We start from the raw sequence: 20,832 nt of genomic DNA, 5'->3' as shown, positions 1-20,832 counted from the left end.
GCGGTGAAACGAGTGCATGTAGCAGCAGCGGTGATCCGCGGTGTCGATGGCAGGATCCTGCTGGCGCGCCGCGCCGATACTCAGCATCAAGGCGGCCTCTGGGAGTTTCCCGGCGGCAAGGTGGAGGCGGATGAATCGGTCGCCGCCGCCTTGTCCCGCGAGTTGCAGGAAGAGTTGGGCATCCAGGTCACCACGGCGCGGCCGCTGATCAAGGTGCAACACGACTACCCGGACAAACAGGTATTACTGGATGTCTGGGAAGTTTCGGCGTTTACCGGCGAACCGCATGGCGCCGAGGGTCAACCCCTGGAGTGGGTGGCGCCTCGGGATTTGCTCAACTATGAATTCCCGGCCGCTAACGCGCCGATCGTTGCCGCCGCGCGCTTGCCCGCCGATTACCTGATCACCCCTGGCGAACTGGACACCCCGACACTGTTGCGTGGGATTCAGAAGGCTGTGGCTGGCGGCATCAAGCTGGTTCAACTGCGCGCGCCCAACGGCTACGACCCCAAATACCGCGACCTGGCGGTGGATGCGGTGGGCCTGTGCGCGGGCAAGGCACAATTGATGCTCAAGGGGCCGTTTGAATGGCTGGGGGATTTTCCTGCGGCCGGCTGGCACATGACCTCGGCCCAGCTGCGTAAATACGCGAGCAAAGGCCGACCGTTGCCGAAGGACCGCTGGCTCGCGGCGTCGTGCCACAACGCTGAAGAACTCGCATTGGCGCAATTGATGGACGTGGATTTTGTCACGCTGTCGCCGGTGCAACCGACCCTGACCCACCCTGACGCGCAGCCGTTGGGCTGGGAGCAGGCGATGGAGTTGATCCGTGGGTTCAGCAAGCCGGTGTTTTTGCTGGGTGGTGTTGGGCCGGCTGAACGAGAGAAGGCTTGGGAGGCTGGGGCGCAGGGTGTGGCAGGTATCAGGGCGTTCTGGCCGCAGGAGTGATGGTGTTCTGACGGGCCTCATCGGGAGCAAGCCCCCTCCCACATTTGACCGGGGCATACCCTTTGGAGTGCGGTTCAGTGTGGCTTGGCTGCCGCCTGCCACAAAACCTCCGCTACTCCCTGGCGCCTGGCAATCACCCGCGCCGCCACAAACAGCAAGTCCGACAACCGATTGATATACGCCAACCCAACGCCTTCCAACGGCTCCACCGCATTCAGGTGCTGACATCGCCGCTCCGCGCTGCGCGCCAGGCTACGGCACACATGGGCCTGGGCAATCAGCGCCGAGCCACCGGGCAGGATAAAGTCTCTCCAGTGGCCCGACCTCTTCATTCCAGCGATCAATCGCCGCTTCCAGCCGATCCACTTCCGCGGCGTTCAACGCCTTGTACACCGGCATCGCCAGCTCACCGCCCAAATCGAACAATCGATGCTGGCAAGGCGTCAGTACCTCAACCACATCCTTCAGTTGCGGATGCTTGCCGCTTTGCTCTTCAAGGCCTGCCAGCAACAACCCCAGCTGGCTGTTCAGCGCATCGACTTCGCCGATGGCCTCCACGCGCGGATGGTCCTTGGGCACCCGGCGGCCGTCGCCGAGGCCGGTTTCGCCTTTGTCGCCGGTACGTGTGTAGATTTTCGACAGGCGAAAGCCCATGGTCAGTGCTCCAGTTGGGTGCGTTCGTAGGGTGGCAGTTGGCTGCCGGCCAAGGGGATGCGCAAGGTAAAACAGGTGCCTTGGCCGAGGGTGGAATGTACTTCCATTTGGCCTTTGTGGTTGTTGGTGATGATGAAATACGACACCGACAGCCCCAGCCCTGTGCCCTGGCCGATTTCCTTGGTGGTGAAGAATGGCTCGAAGGTGCGCTTGCGCACATTCTCACTCATGCCGATGCCGTTATCTTCCACCTGGATCTCTGCCCATGGCGGGTTGAGGCGGGTGCGCAGGATGATGCGCCCCGGCTCGCGATCGTCTTCACGCAGGTGAATCGCCTGGGCAGCGTTTTTCAGCAGGTTGAGCAGCACCTGTTCCAGTTCGTTGGCGGTGCCGGGTACCGGGCCCAACTGCGGGTCGAACTGGCGGATGATCGCCTGGCCCTTGAAGTCGAACCCTATGGCCAGGTCGAAGTCGTTGCCGGCAATTTCAACGGCTTGATCGATCAGCGCGGGTAAGTCGCAAGGCGCCATCTGTCGATTGCTGCGCCGGCTGAAACTGAGCATGTGCGTGACGATTTTGGCGGCTCGTGCCCCGGCTTGCTGGATGCCATCGAGCAGTTGTGGCACTTCGCGACCTTCCAGGTAGCGGTTGATCGTCGCCAGTTCCACGCCTGTCTGTTCGGCGTATTCCAGATTCTTGGGCAGGTCGGCGGACAAACGGCGGCGGATGTTCTGTACGTTGTGCAGGATCGCCCCCAGCGGGTTGTTGATTTCGTGGGCCATACCGGCGGCCAGCCCGCCGACGGAGAGCATTTTTTCCGACTGCACCATCATTTCTTCCAGGGACAGGCGCTGGGTGATGTCATCGATGCGGATCACCACACCGCGCCCGGCACCGCCCATCAGTGGATAGAACGTCAGGGCGTAATGCTTGGGCTCTTCATCCTTGATCCAGGTCACACGTTCGATGCGTTCTACCGTGTGTTGCTCGATCGTGGCCTTGATTTGCGGCAGGAAAGGCTTGAGCGGTTCGAAGGCGAGATAGATCGGCTGGTTCAGTGCTTCGTCCAGGCGCGTACCGGAAAGCGCGCTGGCTTCCTGGTTCCACTGGGTGACATAGAGCTGCTCGTCCAGGGCGATCAGCGCCGAGGGCATTGAGTCGATGATGCTGTTGAGGTAGTTCTGGAAACCGGTGAGTTTTTTCTCGATTTTGCTGCGAACCTGGACTTCCAGCTCCAGCTTGCGGTTGGTGTGGCGGGTCTCTTCAGCCAGGCCCTGGGCCTGGTCGTAGGCGGCCTGGGAGTCGTCCCGGGCGCGCTTGAGCTGTTGCTCGCGGGCTTCGATACGCGACAACATCGTGTTGAACGCTTCGGCCAGGCTGCCGATTTCATCGTGGTTGCCACGGCCGGCGCGCAGGGCGTAGTTTTCTTCGCGGGTTACCTGGCGTGACAGTTCTTCCAGTTCGTGGATCGGCCGGGTGATCAGGCGTTTGATCTGCCGCGCGATCACTAACCACAACAGCACGCTGAAAATCAGGATGCCCAGGCTGGCCGTCAGCGTGCCGGTATAGAACGCCACCGGCAGCTCACTGCTGGCCACCAGCAGCAAATGCCCTGAAGGCTGGCCGGCGCGGGGCAGGGTGATCACCTGGTTGCTGCGAAACTCGGTCACGCGCCACGCCTCGATATGCCGATAGTTGTCGGGCAAATTCAAGCGATCACCGTGTTGCATCTGCGCCAGGCGGTTGCCTTCGCCGTCGTACAAGGCGGCAGCGCGCAAGGGTGAATAGCTGGTCAGTTCATTGAGCAGCGCTTGGGCTTTGGCGCTGGATTCGAGGGCTTCGGCGGCGAGGGCCGGGTTGGAGACCAGCCGACCGATGGCCTGCAAGGCCTGGGGAGCCATGCTCTCCTGGGAGATCCAATAGGCGGCGCTGATAAAGGTCAGGTTGGCCACCAGTAATACGGTGGTCAGCAGCACCAGCAGGGCGGCCAGCAGTTTCTGCCCTACCGGTAAGTTTTCAAGACGCTGGCGCAGCGGCATCAGGGTTTTCCCAGGTGATAGACAGGCTGGCAGGGTAGCGCGTGGTTCAGTCGCGGGGCAATCGGCGTACCACTAACTGGTCGATCAAGCGCTGCTGCAACTGCTGCAAATGCGGCAGCGTCAATTGGTGGCGGGTTGCCGCCTGGCAAGCATAGCCCAACAAGTAGCTGATTTCGGTGCGGCGGGCGTTGGCCACGTCCTGGTACATGGAGGAATAGTTGGCGGCGGTGGCGTGGATCACCCGTTCCACTTCTGCTTGCAGATCCTGCGCGGCGGCGGGTTGGCCGCAGCATTCCAATAGTTCGCCGAGTTCGGCGCACAGGGTGGCCACTTCGCATTGATGCTTTTGCAGCTCGCCATTGCGGCACTGGTAAAGCACGGTCAGTGGGTTGATCGCGCAATTGAGCGCCAGCTTGCGCCATAGCCGCGTCAGGATATCGGTACTCCATTCGTGGGGGATGCCGGCGGCTTGCAACTCGTCCAGCCACACCGGTGGCGTCGGCCGGGCCGAGTCGCCCAGCCAGGTGTAGCCATGACCAGCAAAGACCACGCGCCAGTCCGCCTGGCGAAACGCGCCTTCGGTGCTGGAGGCAAAGATGCAGCGTGCCTGGGGCAATTGCGCGGCCACCGCGTCTTGGCTGCCAAGGCCGTTTTGCAGCAGGATCAACTCCGCGTCTTGCATCAGCCGGTGTTGCAGCTGTGCGACCGCGCTTTGGGCGTCGTAGGCTTTGCACGCTACCAGCAGGCGATGAATTGGCTCCGGGCCGTGGGGCGTTTCGCCAATGACTGGATATGTCTGCTCTACGCCGTGCTCGACCAACGTCAGCCCCTTTGCGGCCTGATAGTTGGCCAGGCGCGCCTCATCCCGCAGGATCAACCTCACGGGCAGCCCGGCGCGGGCCAGGCGCGTGGCCCAGAGTGTGCCCAGGCTGCCGGCGCCGAGAATATGCCAGGTGGTCGACATCAGTTTTTGCTCCGTAGGGTCGCCTGCGGTGAACGGGGCGAAAGAACCGCTATAATGCCCCGGCATTTTAGCTCGGGCGCGCTCCATCTCTACTGAGCCCGCCCCTTTATTATTGGAGAAATCACATGCCTTCGTTCGACGTGGTATCTGAACTGGACAAACACGAAGTCACCAACGCCGTCGAGAATGCCGTCAAGGAGCTGGACCGTCGCTATGACCTCAAAGGCAAGGGCAGCTTCGAGTTCAAGGAAAAAGAACTGACCGTCAACCTGACCGCTGAAGCCGATTTCCAGCTGGAAGCGATGATCGAGATCCTCAAGCTGTCACTGGTCAAGCGCAAGATCGACGCGCAATGCCTTGAAATCAAGGACGCCTACGCCTCCGGCAAGCTGATGAAGCAGGAAGCCGTGCTCAAGGAAGGCATCGACAAGGAGCTGGCGAAGAAAATCGTCGCGCATATCAAGGATGCCAAGCTGAAAGTCCAGGCCGCCATCCAGGGTGAGCAAGTTCGTGTGACCGGCAAGAAGCGTGACGATCTGCAAGAGGCCATCGCGGCCCTGCGCGCCAAGACCTTCGACATGCCATTGCAGTTCAATAACTTCCGCGACTGATGGCACTTTGCGGAACCTGTGCGCGTTTTTGACGTCCCACGCCCCAGAATCCGCGCCTACACTTGAGCCCTACGGGGCTCATTTGCGTTTTTAGGCAGTCAATAAAGCCGCACATCCGCTACACAGGAGAAGCTCCATGGATTTAAACGCTGAAATGGATCACTTGATCAAGACCTCACAGTCGTGGATCCCGATGATCATGGAATATGGCAGCCGCGTATTGCTGGCGATGATCACCCTGGCCATTGGCTGGTGGCTGATCAATGTATTGACCCACCGAGTGGGCCGCCTGCTGGCCCTGCGTAACGCAGACCAGGCGCTGCAACATTTCATCACCAGCCTGGCGAACATCGCGCTCAAAGTCATGCTGGTGGTCAACGTGGCCTCGATGATCGGCGTGGCGACCACCTCGTTCGTTGCCGCCATCGGTGCCGCTACCCTGGCTATTGGCCTGGCCTTGCAAGGCAGCCTGGCGAATTTTGCCGGTGGCGTGCTGATTCTGTTGTTCCGCCCGTTCCGCATTGGTGACTGGATCGAAGCCCAGGGCACCTCGGGTACCGTCGACAGCATCCAGATCTTCCACACGGTGTTGCGCACCGGCGACAACAAGACGGTGATCATTCCTAACGGCAGCCTGTCCAACGGCCTTATCACCAACACCAACCGCCAGCCGACCCGCAAGGTGGTGTTTGACGTGGGTGTGGACTACGAGGCGGACCTGCAGAAAGCCCGCGAAGTGCTGCTGGAGCTGGCCAAGGACCCACGCGTACTGACCGATCCTGCCGCGGTCGCGGTGGTTTCGACCCTGGGCGACAGCTCGATCACCGTTTCCCTGCGCTGCTGGACCAATACGCCGGATTATTGGGACGTAGTGTTCATGCTTAATGAATTGGCGCGTGATCGTTTGAAGGCGGCGGGAATTGATATTCCATTTCCGCAGCGGGTTATTCGCGTAATGCAGGAAGCCGCACCGAAGTAACGGGAAGCGTCATGTTTAACTTGGCCGAAAGGTCAGGTTAAACGTGTTGGTTTAATCTCATTAGTTACTTAGCTTGCTAGTTATTATCGGGCGACATGAAACTGCAATAAAAAAGCCGCTCCCTTGCAAACAGGGGAGCGGCTTTTTGTTTAAGGCCGAAGCCTTAAGTCATCGTTGTAATTGAACGGGCAATTACAGGATGTTCAGCGGGTATTGCGCGATCAGACGCAGTTCGTCGAGAGAACCCGAGTAAACCTGATCAGACGAGCGATAGGTCGCTTGACGTACGCGCAGGCTCAGGTCCTTGGCCGGACCGCTCTGGATCACGTACTTGGCTTCGATATCGCGTTCCCACTCTTTACCGTTGTTAGTCGTGGCGATGTTGGCGCCGCGACCGGTTACGTAACGAGTCATGAAGCTCAGGCCTGGAATGCCGAAGGTCGCCATGTTCAGGTCATAACGAGCTTGGTAGGACTTCTCGTCTTCAGCGTTGAAGTCGGAACGGGCGATGGAGTTGGCCAGGAAAATCGTGCCGCCGCCGTCTACGCCGTAGCCGTATTGGCCGTCGCCGCTGACTTTCTGAGCTGCCAGGGTGAAGGTGTGAGCACCAATGGTGTACGCGCCTTGCAAGCTGAATGCACGGTTGTCGAGCTTGGTGGTCTTGTCTTTGTCGGACCGTACCAGGCCCGCGCCGTCGCTCTTGGTGTCGTAGATGTTGAAGTCGACAGCCACGGATTGGTCATCGCTAAGCGCGTGTGTCCAGTTCACGTTGGCGTAGATCTTCTTCCAGTAGTCTTCCACTTTCGAGTAGTAGAGGCTGGTGGTGAACTCTGGGGTCCAGGAGTACACGCCGCCCACGAAGTTGGCGTCGCGCAGGCCGCGGTTTGAGTTTGGCTCAGAGCTGAGGATACTGTCGCGGTAGGTCTGGTCTTGGGCAACGATCGAGGTGAAGTGACCGGCTTCCAGTTTCAGATCTTTGATTTCGTTGCTGGTGATGGAAACGCCTTGCGGCAGTTCCGGCAGCAAACGGCTGTCATCGGAGGCGAATACTGGAGCGGTGGTGTATTGATCACCGACCTTCAGAACCGTGTTGGAAATACGGAACTTCACGGCAGCGCCGGCTTTGGAATAGTCGTCCTGCGAACGGCCGTCGGAACCTTCAGGGAACAGACCGGTACCTGCGCGCCCTTTGCCGCTGTCGAGTTTGACGCCCAGCAGGCCGATGACATCGACACCAACACCGACGGTGCCTTGGGTGTAGCCCGAGCTGAAGAGGCCGTGGAAGCCCAGACCGGATTCTTCAATACGGCTTTGCGCTGCATCGTGATTACGGCGGTCACGGCTGAAGTACAAGGCACGCGTCAGGATGCTGGCGGTGCTGTCTTCGATAAAGCCCTTGGAATCGTCCTGGGCGGACGCCATTGCGAACTGCGAGGTGCCTGCTGAAACAGCCAGGGCGATCATGCTCCACTTCATCACGCGCATCGTGATTTGCTCCTTTGGTTTTAGGAAGAGTACTGCCGTCCCACCTGTATTTTTATCTGGGCGGCTCTTTCTTTTTTGTGTCGGCGCAAAGTTATATCACGCCGGCTCTATTGACGATACTTACCCATCTTTCCTTTCAGCTTCTTTACGAGGCTGTCGTAAATTGCTAGCTCCGTGTCGCAAATTCACAGCCCGACTGTAAATGGGCTGACAACTTCAATGCTGTTTTCAAACGCCTTTCGAAGTTTGAAACCTTCCCTGAGATGCATTGAAACGCCACTGTTCTTTATCGCGTAACACCTGCTTCCCGGCAGGTGCCGTTGCCGACGATAACGGGGTGAATGCAACAAGCGCGCCCAACTCAGTAACCGAATGTCATTTTTTCGTGAAAAATGTGATGGTCCTGTAAAAACCTCATAAACACGGGCTTTTTAAGCCGTTTGGTTTGGGCTTGACGCCCTAGTGTTACTTCTGTTCGCAGGTACAAAAAAGCTGTTCCAGGTAAAAACGTTACCGGTCCACCCCACGAAGTGGGTAGTTCGCGGGCCCCTTTGAAGCACAGGTGGGTCATTTTGGTGCATCCCGGTGAGGCCCGAGTTAGCGTAGCTCAAATAATTGCCTGCATCGAAAGGGTGCAGGTTTTTTGCAGGATTGCGCGGGTGCGTGTGCAATCGCCGTGAAGCCTGAGGCATTCAACGGTATGCTGGGCGCCCTGAACCTGACCTGCCGAACGGAGGCCCGCGGTGTTCGCCTTAGATCAACGCCTGCAACAAGACACACTGGTCATCGGGGATTTCCCGTTGTGCCGCCTGCTGCTGACCAACGACTCGAACTACCCCTGGTTCATCCTGGTGCCGCGCATCGAAGGTATCAGCGAAGTGTTTCAGCTGAGTGTCCAAGATCAACAAACTCTGTGGCAAGAGACGACAGCCCTGGCGCAATGGCTGAACCAGGGCCTGGACGCCGACAAGATGAATATCGGTGCACTGGGCAACGTGGTCAGCCAACTGCATGTGCATGTGATCGTACGCAAGCGCGATGACGCCGCCTGGCCGGCACCGGTGTGGGGCAAGCATCCTGCGCAGCCCTATACTGACGAGCAAGTGGCGGGTATCCGCGCACGTCTGCGCGAGCTGCTGCCCGCCGATTTCAAATTTACCCAGAGCTGAATCATGGATCTGCAAGCACGCGTTACCGACCTGGAAAGCCGCCTGGCCTTTCAGGACGACACCATCGAGACCCTCAATGACATCCTCGTCGCCCAGCAACGCGCGGTTGAGCGCCTGCAACTGCAGATGACTGCGCTGCTCAAGCGCCAGGAAGAAATGGGTGGCCAGTTCGAAACGTCCGAAGAAGAAGCGCCACCGCCTCACTATTGATCCGGGGGCAATAAAAAACCGCGACCCGGCAGCGCCGGATCGCGGTTTTTTTACGGCTGCTAAAGCGGTATCAGCGACGCGGCAATGCCGCGATCACGTCTTCGGCTTGCAGGCCCTTGTCGCGATTCATCACGGAGAATTCCACGCGCTGGCCTTCCACCAGGACGCGATGGCCTTCACCTCGAATGGCCCGGAAGTGGACGAAGATATCGTCGCCCGAATCACGGGAAATAAAGCCGAAGCCTTTGGACGTATTGAACCACTTGACGGTACCGGTATCCCGGTTGGTCATATCGTAGTTCTGCGACGCGGCCGCCGGCGACGAACGGTAGAAGCTGATGGCCAGGTGAAGAACGATGGCGACCACAGCAATCACCAGGCTGAGCAGGATGGCCGGATGACCACCGACTTCAGGCATGGGTGCCAGGAGGGTGAGGGTTTGTACGACAACGGTCAGTACCAGCAGCGCGCTGACCAGGTTTTGCAGTTGATGACGGGTGCCTTTGTTCCAGTAAGGGATTACCGGGGCGAGGGTCAGGTTAAGAAGGCCGAACAAGGCCAGATACAAAGCATCATGTTGTTGCAGGTAGGGCAGGCTTTCAGGCTGCAGGCTCGGGATAAAGGACAGCAGCAACGCTGCAACGCCCGTTAGCAGGTGGACGATTTTCAACATTTTGATTAACTCACGTTAAGACGGATCACCAGGAAGAGCTGACTGGCACGGTTCGCTTCTGAACAATGGGAGGCGTTGGGCACGTGCACGGGTATCAGCCTATGCCGCTTGCCGTGGACATTAACGGCGGCGACACGCTGCCTATTTAACAGCAAAGGCCGTGCCTACTCAAATCAAGCATTTACGGGGCGCGTGAGGCTTTGGGCATTTGCAGGGCAAACACTTGTCCTAGACAGGTGCGCGCGATTTGCCGCACGTCGCCTGGGTGTATCCGGCTGCGTATCGCCGGCACTCTTGCTAGAGTGGTGCGGCACCTGGTCAATGAATGTTGCTCAATTGAAGGGGATAAACATGGCAATCGATATCGGCATCAGTGAAGAAGATCGCAAATCCATCGTCGACGGGCTTTCGCGGCTGCTTTCCGATACCTATGTACTGTATCTGAAGACCCACAACTTCCATTGGAACGTCACAGGCCCCATGTTTCGTACGTTGCACTTGATGTTCGAAGAGCAGTACAACGAGCTGGCGCTGGCGGTGGACTCCATTGCCGAGCGTATCCGCGCCCTTGGGTTCCCGGCACCGGGCGCCTATTCGATCTACGCCCGGCTTTCTTCTATCAAGGAAGAGGAAGGCGTACCCAGCGCCGAAGAGATGATCAAGCAGCTGGTGGCCGGCCAGGAGGCGGTCACCCGCACGGCGCGTGGCATCTTCCCATTGCTCGATAAAGTCAGCGATGAGCCGACGGCGGACCTGCTGACCCAGCGCATGCAGGTCCATGAGAAAACCGCGTGGATGCTGCGTTCCCTGCTCGAAAATCAATAAGTCACGCATCGGAGTGGCGCCGTCCTGGCGCCACTCGCTTGTTTCTGCGCACTTCCTGGCGTTGTCCTACAACTATCGACTCCGCGTCTTCTGGCTGCCACCGGTCTCCCTGCTGTTCCATAGAGCCATCGCCCAATGGGAATAACCCCTGGGTTACTGTTTGGCAATGGAGTGTCAGGTGTATGTCACGCGCGGTGGGTAATGGAGTGATGGAAACCTGTGGTTTTCATAAGATAAAAGTCGACCCGTTTGCTAAAGGGTTCGACATGGCGCTGGCCAGGCCCTTGTCCCGATCGGTCAGGCTCAATGGGTTTTCAACGTGCCTGCGGCTTGAGCAGGTCTATTGGAACATCCTTACGGAAATAGCCCGGATCAATGCCTGTTCTGTCAGTGCATTGTTGTCTTACGTCGACCGGGAAGTGCATTTGCGTTACGGCGGTGTGAAAAATTTCAGTGGGCTCGTGAGGGTGGTGTGCGTCGTTCACTTGCTAAAAAGCTGCGCCACCTCGCCGAACCCTGAGTAAACCCGTGACCCCGCAGCCGGCCCGCCGCCCAGGCGGGCGAGGCTTCGGGTAGAAAGCCGGCTGCGCTGCCTCGATTTACCAGATATAATCCCGCGCTTTGCTGCGCATGCCGCCGACCCTTAGGGCAGGCGTGGCGCAGTAACGTTCTGATCGCCGAGACATCTCCATGCCCATGTACGACTATCAATGTGCTTCCTGTGGTCATCAGTTGGAAGCCATTCAGAAGATCAGCGCAGCGCCGCTGGTCGATTGCCCAGCCTGCCAGGCTCCGGAGCTCAAGAAGATGTTGTCCATGCCGGGCTTCCGCTTGAGCGGCAGCGGCTGGTACGAGACCGATTTCAAGACCGGCTCGAAGAAGAATCTGGCGGGCGGCGACAAAGCAGACTGAGTTGAACTCTACGCGCAGGCTCCTGCATTATCCGTCCCCTGCTTTAATGTACGGTGACGAGGCAGGCCTGCCACCGAATTTCGAATTACGAGAAGTGAAACCACGACCATGATGCGCAGCCACTATTGCGGCCAACTGAACGAGACCCTGGAAGGTCAGGAAATCACCCTTTGCGGATGGGTTCACCGTCGCCGCGACCACGGCGGGGTGATCTTCCTCGATATCCGTGATCGTGATGGTCTGGCCCAGGTAGTGTTCGACCCGGACCGCGCCGAGAGCTTCGCCGCCGCCGACCGTGTGCGCAGCGAGTACGTTGTGAAGATCACCGGTAAGGTCCGCCTGCGTCCTGCCGGTGCCGTGAACAAGAACATGGCGTCCGGTGGCATCGAAGTGCTGGGCTACGAGCTGGAAGTGTTGAACGAGTCGGAAACGCCGCCGTTCCCGCTCAACGAATACTCCGACGTAGGCGAAGAAACCCGCCTGCGGTACCGCTTCCTGGACCTGCGTCGTCCGGAAATGGCCGAGAAGCTGCGCCTGCGTTCGCGCATGACCACCAGCATCCGCCGCTTCCTGGATGAAAACGGCTTCCTCGACGTCGAAACGCCGATCCTCACCCGGGCCACCCCGGAAGGCGCGCGTGACTACCTGGTACCGAGCCGTACCCACGCCGGTTCGTTCTTCGCGCTGCCGCAATCGCCGCAGTTGTTCAAGCAATTGCTGATGGTGGCCGGCTTCGACCGTTACTACCAGATCGCCAAATGCTTCCGCGACGAAGACCTGCGCGCTGACCGTCAACCGGAATTCACCCAGATCGACATCGAGACCAGCTTCCTCGATGAAAAAGAGATCATGGGCCTGACCGAGCAAATGATCCGCAACCTGTTCAAGGAAGTGCTGGACCTGGAGTTCGGCGACTTCCCGCACATGACCTTCGAAGAGGCCATGCGCCGCTACGGTTCCGACAAGCCAGACCTGCGTAACCCGCTGGAACTGGTGGACGTGGCCGACCAGCTCAAAGAAGTCGACTTCAAAGTATTCAGCGGCCCGGCCAACGACCCTAAATGCCGCATCGCCGCCCTGCGTGTGCCAGGCGGCGCGAGCATGCCGCGCAAGCAGATCGACGACTACACCAAGTTCGTCGGCATCTACGGTGCCAAGGGCCTGGCGTACATCAAGGTCAATGAGCGCGCCAACGGCGTTGACGGCCTGCAATCGCCGATCGTGAAAAACATCCCGCTGGACAACCTGAACGCGATCCTCGATCGCGTGGGTGCGGTCGACGGTGACATCGTGTTCTTCGGCGCCGACAAGGCCAAGATCGTCAGCGAAGCCCTGGGCGCGCTGCGTATCAAGCTGGGTCACGACCTGAACCTGCTGACCTGCGAATGGGCGCCGATGTGGGTCGTTGACTTCCCGATGTTCGAAGAGAACGACGACGGCAGCTTCAGCGCCTTGCACCACCCGTTCACCGCGCCGAAGTGCTCCCCGGCCGAGTTGGAAGCCAACCCGGCAGGCGCGTTGTCCCGCGCCTACGACATGGTGCTCAACGGCACCGAGCTGGGTGGCGGTTCGATCCGTATCCACCGCAAAGAGATGCAGCAAGCGGTCTTCCGCCTGTTGGGCATCAACGAAGCGGAACAGGAAGAGAAATTCGGCTTCCTGCTCGACGCCCTGAAATACGGCGCGCCGCCGCACGGTGGCCTGGCGTTCGGCCTGGACCGTCTGGTCATGCTGATGACTGGCGCCCAGTCGATCCGTGAAGTGATCGCCTTCCCGAAAACCCAGAGCGCCGCGGACGTCATGACCCAGGCTCCGGGTGTGGTGGATGCCAAGGCACTGCGCGAGCTGCACATCCGCCTGCGCGAGACGCCGAAGGCTGAGTAAGGCTGCTGCGTGAAAGCGCGATAGGGTTGTAGGCAGTCAAAAAGGCGCATCTTCGGATGCGCCTTTGCGTTTAAAAGAGGGAAATCTCGCCTGGGGCGGGATTGATAAGGTTTCTAGAGAATTCGGAGTTGTGTTATGGCTGGCCATTCCAAGTGGGCGAACATCAAGCACCGCAAAGAGCGTCAGGATGCCAAGAAAGGCAAGATTTTTACCAAGTGGATCCGTGAGCTGACCGTCGCCGCCCGCCAGGGCGGTGGTGACCCAGGTTCCAACCCGCGTCTGCGCCTGGCACTGGACAAGGCCCTGGGCGCTAACATGAGCCGCGACATCATCGACCGCGCCGTGGCTCGTGGCGCCGGTGCGGCCGACACCGACGACATGGTCGAGCTGACCTACGAAGGTTATGGTCCGGGCGGCGTGGCGGTGATGGTCGAGTGCATGACCGATAACCGCAACCGCACCGCCGCCGCCGTGCGCCATGCATTCAGCAAATGCGGCGGCAACTTGGGTACCGATGGCTCGGTGGCTTACCTGTTCGAGCGTAAAGGGCAGATATCCTTCGGGCCGGGCACCGATGAAGACGCGCTGATGGAAGCTGCGATGGAGGCCGATGCCGACGACGTGGTGACCAACGAAGACGGCTCCATCGATGTGTTTACCTCGTTTGCCAGCTTCTACGCCGTGCGTAACGCGTTGGAGGCTGCTGGCTTCAAGGGCACCGACGCGGAAATCGTGATGTTGCCGACCACCAGTGCCGAACTGGACCTGGACGGCGCGCAGAAAGTGCTGAAGATGCTGGATATGCTCGAAGACCTGGATGATGTGCAGAACGTTTACTCGAATGCCGACATCCCGGAATCGGTAGCGGAGCAACTGGGCTGAAAAGCGCTGTAGCTCCGAATCTGGGAGGGGCTTGTGTGGGAGGGGGCTTGCCCTCGATGAGGGAGTGTCAGTAAGCACATTTGTGACTGACCCACCGCCATCGGGGGCAAGCCCCTCCCACATTGGATTCTCTGAGTATCAAGAAATGTGTTTACCCTAACCGCAGGCGTTATGACTTTAATCCTAGGTATCGACCCCGGTTCGCGCATTACCGGTTTTGGCGTGGTGCAACAGACCCCGCGCGGCTGCGTCTACGTTGCTTCGGGGTGCATCCGCACCGGTTCGGGCGAACTGGCCGAGCGTTTGCAGATTGTCTATCGCGGCGTGCGTGAAGTGATCCAGACCTACGGCCCTGTGACCATGGGCATCGAAAAAGTATTCATGGCCAAGAACGCCGATTCTGCGTTGAAGCTTGGTCAGGCCCGCGGTGCTGCTATCGTGGCTGGCGCCGAGGAGGGCATGGAGATCGCCGAATACACCGCGACCCAGGTCAAGCAGGCTGTGGTCGGCACTGGCGCGGCCAATAAAGAACAGGTGCAGATGATGGTCATGCACATGCTAAAACTCACTTCAAAACCGCAGATTGACGCTTCCGACGCCCTGGCCATCGCCATTTGTCATGCGCATACCCGTTCCAGCCTGCTGCCTCATGGGTTGGGCACCGCACGCAGTCGTGGCGGGCGGCTGCGTCTCTGATAGCATCAGCGCAATCGATATTTGCGGTCAGGCCTTTGATCTGACCCCCACGCTTTAAGGATCTGAACCGTGATTGGACGCTTGCGCGGCACTCTGGCTGAAAAACAGCCGCCGCACCTGATTCTGGATGTCAATGGGTTGGGGTATGAGCTGGAAGTGCCCATGACTACGCTGTACCGCCTGCCCTCGGTCGGCGAACCCATTACGCTGCATACTCACCTGGTGGTGCGCGAAGACGCGCAATTGCTCTATGGTTTCATTGGCAAGCGTGACCGCGACTTTTTCCGTGAACTGATTCGCCTCAATGGCGTAGGGCCAAAATTGGCGCTGGCCTTGATGTCGAGCCTGGAAGTGGATGAACTGGTGCGTGCGGTTTCGGCCCAGGACACCTCGGCGCTGACCAAGGTGCCAGGCGTGGGCAAGAAAACCGCCGAGCGCCTGCTGGTGGAGCTCAAGGACCGCTTTAAAGCGTGGGAAGTCGTACCGAGCATGTTCGCCCTGGTGCCGAACCAGCCGGACATGCCGGCGGGCCAGGTCGCCAGCGCCGAAAGCGATGCGGTCAGTGCCTTGATCTCCCTGGGCTACAAGCCGCAGGAAGCCAGCAAAGCCGTGTCGGCCATCAAAGACAAGAACCTGAGCAGTGAAGACATGATCCGCCGAGCCCTGAAGGGAATGATTTAAGTGATTGAAGCTGATCGTCTGATCGCGGCCACCGGCCCGCGCGACCGTGAAGAAGTCCAGGACCGTGCCATTCGCCCGCTGAGCCTGGCCGACTACATCGGCCAGCCCACCGTGCGCGAGCAGATGGAGCTGTTTATCCAGGCCGCGCGTGGGCGCAGTGAGTCCTTGGACCACACCTTGATCTTCGGCCCGCCGGGCTTGGGTAAAACCACCCTGGCCAACATCATTGCCCAGGAAATGGGCGTGTCGATCAAATCCACCTCCGGCCCGGTGCTGGAGCGTCCAGGCGACCTGGCCGCGCTGCTGACCAACCTTGAACCTCACGATGTGTTGTTTATCGACGAGATTCACCGCCTGTCGCCGATTGTCGAGGAAGTGCTGTACCCCGCGATGGAAGACTTCCAGCTCGACATCATGATCGGCGAAGGCCCGGCGGCCCGTTCGATCAAGCTCGACCTGCCACCGTTCACGCTGGTGGGCGCAACGACGCGTGCCGGTATGCTGACCAACCCGTTGCGAGACCGTTTCGGCATTGTTCAACGTCTAGAGTTCTATAGCACCGCCGACCTGGCAACCATCGTCAGCCGTTCGGCAAGCATTCTCGGGTTGCCGCTGGACCCGGAAGGCGCGTTTGAAATCGCCCGTCGCGCCCGTGGCACGCCGCGAATTGCCAACCGCCTGCTGCGCCGCGTGCGCGACTTTGCCGAAGTGCGAGCCAAGGGGCATATCACCAAGGCCGTGGCCGACCTGGCGTTGAACCTGCTGGACGTGGATGAGCATGGTTTCGACCACCAGGACCGGCGCCTGCTCTTGACCATGATCGAGAAATTCGACGGTGGCCCGGTGGGTGTGGACAGCCTGGCGGCCGCAATCAGTGAGGAGCGCCATACCATCGAAGATGTGCTGGAGCCGTACCTGATCCAGCAGGGCTATATCATGCGCACCCCAAGGGGCCGCGTCGTCACACGCCATGCCTATCTGCACTTCGGGTTAAACATTCCGTCACGTTTGGGTGAGATGCCTGCGGTAGACGAGTTTCTCGATGCAGTGGACGATTAAAAAGGCGATGCGGGCCGATTTATTCGAGGTTTGTGCTGTCCCAGTGTCTGGCGTCGTCAGTCAGTGGTTGGAAATGTCTTTGAGAATGCAAAAACAGTTGCTCAGCCGGATTGGCAACCTCAGGAGTAAGCACTAGAGTATGCGCGCGCAAAACGGGGATCAGTCGTTCGCACATCGCTGTCGCGTTTATTACGAGGACACCGATGCCGGCGGCATCGTGTATTACGTCAATTACCTCAAGTTCATGGAGCGGGCTCGAACCGAGCGGCTACGGGAGCTGGGCTTTGCCCAATCCCAGCTGGCAGGGGAGGACCTGTTATTCGTCGTGCACTCCAGCGAGGTGCGTTACCACGCGCCGGCGCGACTGGACGACGAACTGCTGGTCAGCGCTGAAGTAATCGAATTGAACCGTGCCAGCCTGCGTTTCAAGCAGCAGGTCAGGCGGGCAACGGATGCAACGCTGCTCTGCGAGGGGCAGTTCCTGGTGGCCTGTGTGCGCACCAACAGTTTGAAACCTCGGGCCATTCCCGAAACTCTACGTGCGGCCTTTGCCGCCGTGAGCGGCGCGGGTAAACAATCAAAGCAGGAGATTTAGCGTGGAACCTACCGTCGTCGACCATTCCTCCATGTGGAGCCTGGTCAGCAATGCCAGTGTTGTGGTTCAACTGGTCATGCTGACCCTGGTAGCCGCATCGGTTACCTCTTGGGTCATGATTTTTCAGCGCAGCAACTTGCTGCGCGCCGGTCGACGCGCCCTGGAGAGCTTTGAAGAGCGCTTCTGGTCGGGTATCGACCTGTCCAAGCTGTATCGCCAGGCCGGCAGCAACCCGGACCCCGATTCGGGCGTCGAGCAGATCTTTCGTGCCGGCTTCAAGGAATTTTCCCGCCTGCGCCAGCAACCTGGGGTTGACCCGGAAGCCGTGATGGAAGGCGTGGCCCGTGCCATGCGCGTCGCCATTTCCCGCGAAGAAGAGAAGCTTGAGCAAAGCTTGCCGTTCCTTGCCACCGTCGGTTCCGTCAGCCCGTACATCGGCCTGTTCGGTACCGTGTGGGGCATCATGAACTCCTTCCGCGGCCTGGCCCAGGCCCAGCAAGCCACCCTGGCCACCGTGGCCCCGGGTATCGCCGAAGCCCTGATCGCCACCGCGATCGGCCTGTTCGCCGCTATCCCGGCCGTTATTGCCTACAACCGTTTTGCCGCGCGCGGCGAAAACCTGATTGGCCGTTACTACACCTTCGCCGATGAATTCCAGGCGATCCTGCACCGTAAAGTGCACACCAGCGAAGAATAAGCAGGTACTCCCCGATGGCTTTAATCACTCGAGCTCGAACCAAGCGCAAGCCGGTCGCCGAGATGAACGTAGTGCCTTACATCGACGTGATGCTGGTGCTGCTGGTGATCTTCATGGTGACTGCGCCGATGCTCAACCAGGGCGTGAAGGTTGACCTGCCCAAGGTTTCCAGCGAAGCCTTGCCCCAGGACAACAACACCCAGGTGCTGACCATTTCGATCAAGTCTGACAAGACCTATTACTGGAACCTTGGCAGCGAAGTCGACACCCAGAAGCAGCAGGACAAGGCCTTGACCCTGCCGGCGATGACCGATGCGGTGACCAAGATCATTCGCTCCGGCAACGAAGGCGGCAAGCACACCCAGGTGTTCATTCGCGGCGACAAGTCGGTCGACTACGGCTCCGTCATGGGTGCCATGGGTGGGCTGCAGAAAGCCGGCGTGGGTAACGTTGGCTTGATTACCGAGGCGCCCTGATGCAGCAACAGCGAGAGCCGTCCGCCTCGGAAAGCTACTTCTGGCCGAGCGTCTGGGCAATTGCCCTGCACGTCCTGGTATTTGGCATGCTGTTCGTCAGCTTTGCCATGACCCCGGACCTGCCGCCAGCCAAGCCGATCGTGCAGGCGACCCTGTATCAGCTGAAATCGAAAAGTCAGGCCACCACCCAGACCAATCAGAAGATTGCGGGTGAAGCCCAGAAGTCGGCCGCGCGCCAGACTGAAGTCGAGCAGATGGAACAGAAAAAGGTCGAGCAGGAAGCGGTGAAGGCTGCTGCGGAACAAAAGAAAGAAGAGGCGGCTCAAAAAGCCGAGGAATCGAAAAAGGCTGACGAAGCGAAGAAGGCCGACGAGGCGAAAAAGGCTGATGAAGCCAAGAAAGCCGAGAAAGCCGCCGAAGCGAAAAAAGCCGAAGAGAAACAATTGGCTGATATAGCCAAGAAGAAATCTGAAGAAGAAGCCAAAAAGGCTGCCGAAGAAGAGGCCAAGAAAAAGGCCGCTGAAGAGGCCAAGAAGAAGATAGTCGAAGACGCGAAGAAGAAAGCCGCCGAAGACGCCAAGAAAAAAGCTGAAGCAGACGAGGCGAAGAAGAAAGTCGCCGACGACGCGAAGAAGAAAGCTGCCGCCGATGCCAGCAAGAAAAAGGCCCAGGAAGCAGCGCGTAAATCCGCCGAAGAGAAAAAGGCCCAGGCCTTGGCAGATTTGCTCTCCGACACGCCGCAGCGTCAGCAAGCCTTGGCCGATGAGCGTGGTGATGAAGTCGCGGGCAGTTTCGACGACCTGATTCGGGCACGGGCAGCAGAAGGCTGGACTCGTCCACCTTCGGCACGCAAAGGCATGACAGTAGTGCTACAGATCGGCATGTTGCCGGACGGTACGGTGACTTCGGTCAGCGTGGCCAAGGGCAGTGGCGATCCATCGTTCGACAGTTCGGCGGTTGCCGCGGTCAAGAACATTGGCCGGTTGACCGAGATGCAGGGAATGAAACCAAGCGACTTCGCTCCCTATCGTTCATTCAAGATGACATTCACACCTGAGGATCTAGCCTTGTGAGAAACCTTCTTCGAGGAATGCTTGTCGTTATTTGCTGTATGGCAGGGATAGCGGCGGCGGATGAAAAGAACATTCTGGTTACCAGCGGTAGCGATCGGGCCACCCCGATCGCGGTTGTACCGTTCGGTTGGCAGGGCGGCAGCGTGCTGCCGGACGACATGGCCCAGATCGTCAGCGACGACCTGCGCAATTCCGGCTACTACGCGCCGATTCCCAAAGGCAACATGATCAGCCAGCCGGCCCAGGCCAGCGAAGTGATCTTCCGTGACTGGAAAGCCGTTGGCGCCCAGTACCTGATGGTCGGCAACATCACGCCGGCCGGCGGTCGCCTGCAGATCACCTACACCTTGTTCAACGTGGCCACCGAGCAGCAGGTGCTGACCGGCAGCGTATCGGGCACCGCCGAACAACTGCGGGATATGGCCCACTACATCTCTGACCAGTCGTTTGAAAAGCTTACCGGCATCAAGGGTGCTTTCTCGACGCGTCTGCTGTACGTGACGGCTGAGCGTTTCTCCGTAGACAACACCCGTTACACCCTGCAGCGCTCGGACTATGACGGCGCGCGCGCCGTGACCTTGCTGCAATCGCGTGAGCCAATCCTGTCGCCGCGCTTCGCGCCGGATGGCAAGCGCATTGCCTATGTGTCTTTCGAGCAGAAACGTCCGCGTATCTTCGTCCAGCACATCGACACCGGCCGTCGTGAGCAGATCACTAACTTCGAAGGCCTCAACGGTGCGCCGGCCTGGTCGCCGGATGGTTCGCGCCTGGCGTTCGTATTGTCCAAAGACGGCAACCCGGACATCTACGTGATGAACATGGCTTCGCGCCAGATCACGCGTGTGACCAGCGGCCCGGGTATCAACACTGAACCGTTCTGGGGTAAGGATGGTTCGACCATCTATTTCACCTCTGACCGGGGCGGCAAGCCACAAATCTACAAATCGAGTATTGGCGGTGGCGGTGCGGAACGAGTGACCTTTATTGGTAACTACAACGCCAACCCTAAGCTTTCGGCTGATGAAAAGACGTTGGTGATGATTCACCGTCAGGATGGTTTCACTAATTTCCGGGTTGCGGCCCAGGATTTGCAGCGTGGAACGGTAAAAATCCTTACAGATACCAACCTTGATGAGTCAGCTACTGTTGCGCCCAACGGCACCATGGTAATCTACGCCACCCGCCAGCAGGGCCGGGGAGTCTTGATGCTCGTGTCCATTAACGGACGCGTAAGGCTCCCGCTTCCTACCGCTCAAGGCGAAGTCAGAGAACCGTCCTGGTCCCCTTACCTGAACTGACGCGGCGCTACAAAAAGAAGTA

22 protein-coding genes and 1 pseudogene are annotated in these 20,832 nt (G+C 59.2%); 18 read left to right on the top strand and 5 right to left on the bottom strand.

All coding sequences use genetic code 11. The annotated features are described in order from the left end of the window. The first annotated feature begins 3 nt into the window (after positions 1-3). Entirely contained in the window at positions 4-948 is a 945-nt protein-coding gene (locus AB4O25_RS12900) for a Nudix family hydrolase (RefSeq protein ID WP_460150909.1), read from the top strand. 74 nt (positions 949-1,022) lie between these two features. On the opposite strand, the pseudogene AB4O25_RS12895 reads toward AB4O25_RS12900, so the two are convergent. The 3 genes and pseudogenes from AB4O25_RS12895 to AB4O25_RS12885 form a co-directional block, all read right to left on the bottom strand. Next, a pseudogene (locus AB4O25_RS12895) lies at positions 1,023-1,602 on the bottom strand (cob(I)yrinic acid a,c-diamide adenosyltransferase). A gap of 2 nt (positions 1,603-1,604) precedes the next feature. Then, complete coding sequence (locus AB4O25_RS12890; RefSeq protein WP_017529225.1) at positions 1,605-3,641, bottom strand: sensor histidine kinase; 2,037 nt, start codon at positions 3,639-3,641, stop codon at positions 1,605-1,607. A 46-nt stretch (positions 3,642-3,687) separates the two neighbouring features. Continuing rightward, complete coding sequence (locus AB4O25_RS12885; protein WP_065876986.1) at positions 3,688-4,605, bottom strand: putative 2-dehydropantoate 2-reductase; 918 nt, start codon at positions 4,603-4,605, stop codon at positions 3,688-3,690. 125 nt (positions 4,606-4,730) lie between these two features. On the opposite strand from AB4O25_RS12885, the gene AB4O25_RS12880 reads away from it, so the two are divergent. Next, on the top strand, positions 4,731-5,216 hold the full coding sequence (locus tag AB4O25_RS12880) for a YajQ family cyclic di-GMP-binding protein (RefSeq protein WP_003175814.1): 486 nt from the start codon (positions 4,731-4,733) through the stop codon (positions 5,214-5,216). 136 nt (positions 5,217-5,352) lie between these two features. Beyond that, on the top strand, positions 5,353-6,195 hold the full coding sequence (locus AB4O25_RS12875; protein WP_017529223.1) for a mechanosensitive ion channel family protein: 843 nt from the start codon (positions 5,353-5,355) through the stop codon (positions 6,193-6,195). A 192-nt stretch (positions 6,196-6,387) separates the two neighbouring features. On the opposite strand, the gene AB4O25_RS12870 is transcribed toward AB4O25_RS12875, so the two are convergent. After that, on the bottom strand, positions 6,388-7,680 hold the full coding sequence (locus AB4O25_RS12870) for an OprD family porin (RefSeq protein WP_017529222.1): 1,293 nt from the start codon (positions 7,678-7,680) through the stop codon (positions 6,388-6,390). 743 nt (positions 7,681-8,423) lie between these two features. Between AB4O25_RS12870 and AB4O25_RS12865 the strand changes: the two genes are divergently transcribed. Both AB4O25_RS12865 and AB4O25_RS12860 read left to right on the top strand, forming a co-directional pair. After that, positions 8,424-8,849, top strand: a complete 426-nt coding sequence (locus AB4O25_RS12865; RefSeq protein ID WP_065876967.1) for an HIT domain-containing protein — start codon at positions 8,424-8,426, stop codon at positions 8,847-8,849. Positions 8,850-8,852: 3 nt separating this feature from the next. After that, a complete protein-coding gene (locus AB4O25_RS12860) occupies positions 8,853-9,059 on the top strand; it encodes a SlyX family protein (RefSeq protein WP_003175810.1) in 207 nt (68 codons plus the stop codon). 70 nt (positions 9,060-9,129) lie between these two features. On the opposite strand, the gene AB4O25_RS12855 is transcribed toward AB4O25_RS12860, so the two are convergent. Then, the gene (locus AB4O25_RS12855; RefSeq protein WP_005790922.1) at positions 9,130-9,732 is read right to left on the bottom strand and encodes a cold-shock protein; all 603 of its coding nucleotides are present in this window, start codon (positions 9,730-9,732) and stop codon (positions 9,130-9,132) included. A gap of 351 nt (positions 9,733-10,083) precedes the next feature. Between AB4O25_RS12855 and AB4O25_RS12850 the strand changes: the two genes are divergently transcribed. The 13 genes from AB4O25_RS12850 (at position 10,084) to tolB (ending at position 20,810) form a co-directional block, all read left to right on the top strand. Continuing rightward, positions 10,084-10,557 carry a Dps family protein gene (locus AB4O25_RS12850; protein WP_003193874.1) on the top strand — a complete coding sequence of 158 codons (474 nt, stop codon included), beginning with the start codon at positions 10,084-10,086 and terminating at the stop codon, positions 10,555-10,557. Between the two features lie 182 nt (positions 10,558-10,739). Further along, complete coding sequence (locus AB4O25_RS12845; protein ID WP_017529220.1) at positions 10,740-11,081, top strand: ribbon-helix-helix domain-containing protein; 342 nt, start codon at positions 10,740-10,742, stop codon at positions 11,079-11,081. Between the two features lie 166 nt (positions 11,082-11,247). Beyond that, a complete protein-coding gene (locus AB4O25_RS12840; RefSeq protein WP_010208103.1) occupies positions 11,248-11,469 on the top strand; it encodes an FmdB family zinc ribbon protein in 222 nt (73 codons plus the stop codon). A 108-nt stretch (positions 11,470-11,577) separates the two neighbouring features. After that, positions 11,578-13,353, top strand: coding sequence for an aspartate--tRNA ligase (gene aspS, locus AB4O25_RS12835; RefSeq protein ID WP_021491234.1), 1,776 nt, complete (start codon positions 11,578-11,580; stop codon positions 13,351-13,353). 135 nt (positions 13,354-13,488) lie between these two features. Beyond that, on the top strand, positions 13,489-14,235 hold the full coding sequence (locus AB4O25_RS12830; protein WP_460150908.1) for a YebC/PmpR family DNA-binding transcriptional regulator: 747 nt from the start codon (positions 13,489-13,491) through the stop codon (positions 14,233-14,235). Positions 14,236-14,406: 171 nt separating this feature from the next. Next, entirely contained in the window at positions 14,407-14,931 is a 525-nt protein-coding gene (gene ruvC, locus AB4O25_RS12825; protein ID WP_017529217.1) for a crossover junction endodeoxyribonuclease RuvC, read from the top strand. Positions 14,932-15,000: 69 nt separating this feature from the next. After that, entirely contained in the window at positions 15,001-15,612 is a 612-nt protein-coding gene (ruvA, locus tag AB4O25_RS12820) for a Holliday junction branch migration protein RuvA (RefSeq protein WP_003175802.1), read from the top strand. Continuing rightward, positions 15,613-16,671 carry a Holliday junction branch migration DNA helicase RuvB gene (gene ruvB, locus AB4O25_RS12815; RefSeq protein ID WP_017529216.1) on the top strand — a complete coding sequence of 353 codons (1,059 nt, stop codon included), beginning with the start codon at positions 15,613-15,615 and terminating at the stop codon, positions 16,669-16,671. A 139-nt stretch (positions 16,672-16,810) separates the two neighbouring features. Continuing rightward, positions 16,811-17,266: a tol-pal system-associated acyl-CoA thioesterase gene (gene ybgC, locus AB4O25_RS12810; RefSeq protein WP_017529215.1), complete on the top strand. Its 456-nt coding sequence runs from the start codon at positions 16,811-16,813 to the stop codon at positions 17,264-17,266. A gap of 1 nt (position 17,267) precedes the next feature. After that, positions 17,268-17,963: a protein TolQ gene (gene tolQ, locus AB4O25_RS12805; RefSeq protein ID WP_010208111.1), complete on the top strand. Its 696-nt coding sequence runs from the start codon at positions 17,268-17,270 to the stop codon at positions 17,961-17,963. 23 nt (positions 17,964-17,986) lie between these two features. After that, positions 17,987-18,439 carry a protein TolR gene (gene tolR, locus AB4O25_RS12800; RefSeq protein WP_161979898.1) on the top strand — a complete coding sequence of 151 codons (453 nt, stop codon included), beginning with the start codon at positions 17,987-17,989 and terminating at the stop codon, positions 18,437-18,439. Then, positions 18,439-19,512, top strand: coding sequence for a cell envelope integrity protein TolA (gene tolA, locus AB4O25_RS12795; protein WP_017529214.1), 1,074 nt, complete (start codon positions 18,439-18,441; stop codon positions 19,510-19,512). The genes tolR and tolA overlap by 1 nt, the downstream gene beginning before the upstream one ends. Positions 19,513-19,529: 17 nt before the next feature. Next, positions 19,530-20,810, top strand: a complete 1,281-nt coding sequence (gene tolB, locus AB4O25_RS12790) for a Tol-Pal system beta propeller repeat protein TolB (RefSeq protein WP_032883487.1) — start codon at positions 19,530-19,532, stop codon at positions 20,808-20,810. The last annotated feature ends 22 nt before the right edge of the window (positions 20,811-20,832 follow it).

It is taken from the genome of Pseudomonas sp. S3_A03 (assembly GCF_054668275.1).
Note: the sequence above shows the minus strand (reverse complement) of the source record. Positions and strands in the feature narration are given on the sequence as shown.

Coding starts and splice junctions, on each gene's coding strand:
- AB4O25_RS12890 (WP_017529225.1), bottom strand. CDS start 3,641: ATGCCGCTGCGCCAGCGTCTTGAAAACTTACCGGTAGGGCAGAAACTG.
- AB4O25_RS12885 (WP_065876986.1), bottom strand. CDS start 4,605: ATGTCGACCACCTGGCATATTCTCGGCGCCGGCAGCCTGGGCACACTC.
- AB4O25_RS12880 (WP_003175814.1), top strand. CDS start 4,731: ATGCCTTCGTTCGACGTGGTATCTGAACTGGACAAACACGAAGTCACC.
- AB4O25_RS12875 (WP_017529223.1), top strand. CDS start 5,353: ATGGATTTAAACGCTGAAATGGATCACTTGATCAAGACCTCACAGTCG.
- AB4O25_RS12870 (WP_017529222.1), bottom strand. CDS start 7,680: ATGCGCGTGATGAAGTGGAGCATGATCGCCCTGGCTGTTTCAGCAGGC.
- AB4O25_RS12860 (WP_003175810.1), top strand. CDS start 8,853: ATGGATCTGCAAGCACGCGTTACCGACCTGGAAAGCCGCCTGGCCTTT.
- AB4O25_RS12855 (WP_005790922.1), bottom strand. CDS start 9,732: ATGTTGAAAATCGTCCACCTGCTAACGGGCGTTGCAGCGTTGCTGCTG.
- AB4O25_RS12850 (WP_003193874.1), top strand. CDS start 10,084: ATGGCAATCGATATCGGCATCAGTGAAGAAGATCGCAAATCCATCGTC.
- AB4O25_RS12845 (WP_017529220.1), top strand. CDS start 10,740: ATGTCACGCGCGGTGGGTAATGGAGTGATGGAAACCTGTGGTTTTCAT.
- AB4O25_RS12840 (WP_010208103.1), top strand. CDS start 11,248: ATGCCCATGTACGACTATCAATGTGCTTCCTGTGGTCATCAGTTGGAA.
- aspS (WP_021491234.1), top strand. CDS start 11,578: ATGATGCGCAGCCACTATTGCGGCCAACTGAACGAGACCCTGGAAGGT.
- AB4O25_RS12830 (WP_460150908.1), top strand. CDS start 13,489: ATGGCTGGCCATTCCAAGTGGGCGAACATCAAGCACCGCAAAGAGCGT.
- ruvC (WP_017529217.1), top strand. CDS start 14,407: ATGACTTTAATCCTAGGTATCGACCCCGGTTCGCGCATTACCGGTTTT.
- ybgC (WP_017529215.1), top strand. CDS start 16,811: ATGCGCGCGCAAAACGGGGATCAGTCGTTCGCACATCGCTGTCGCGTT.
- tolA (WP_017529214.1), top strand. CDS start 18,439: ATGCAGCAACAGCGAGAGCCGTCCGCCTCGGAAAGCTACTTCTGGCCG.
- tolB (WP_032883487.1), top strand. CDS start 19,530: ATGCTTGTCGTTATTTGCTGTATGGCAGGGATAGCGGCGGCGGATGAA.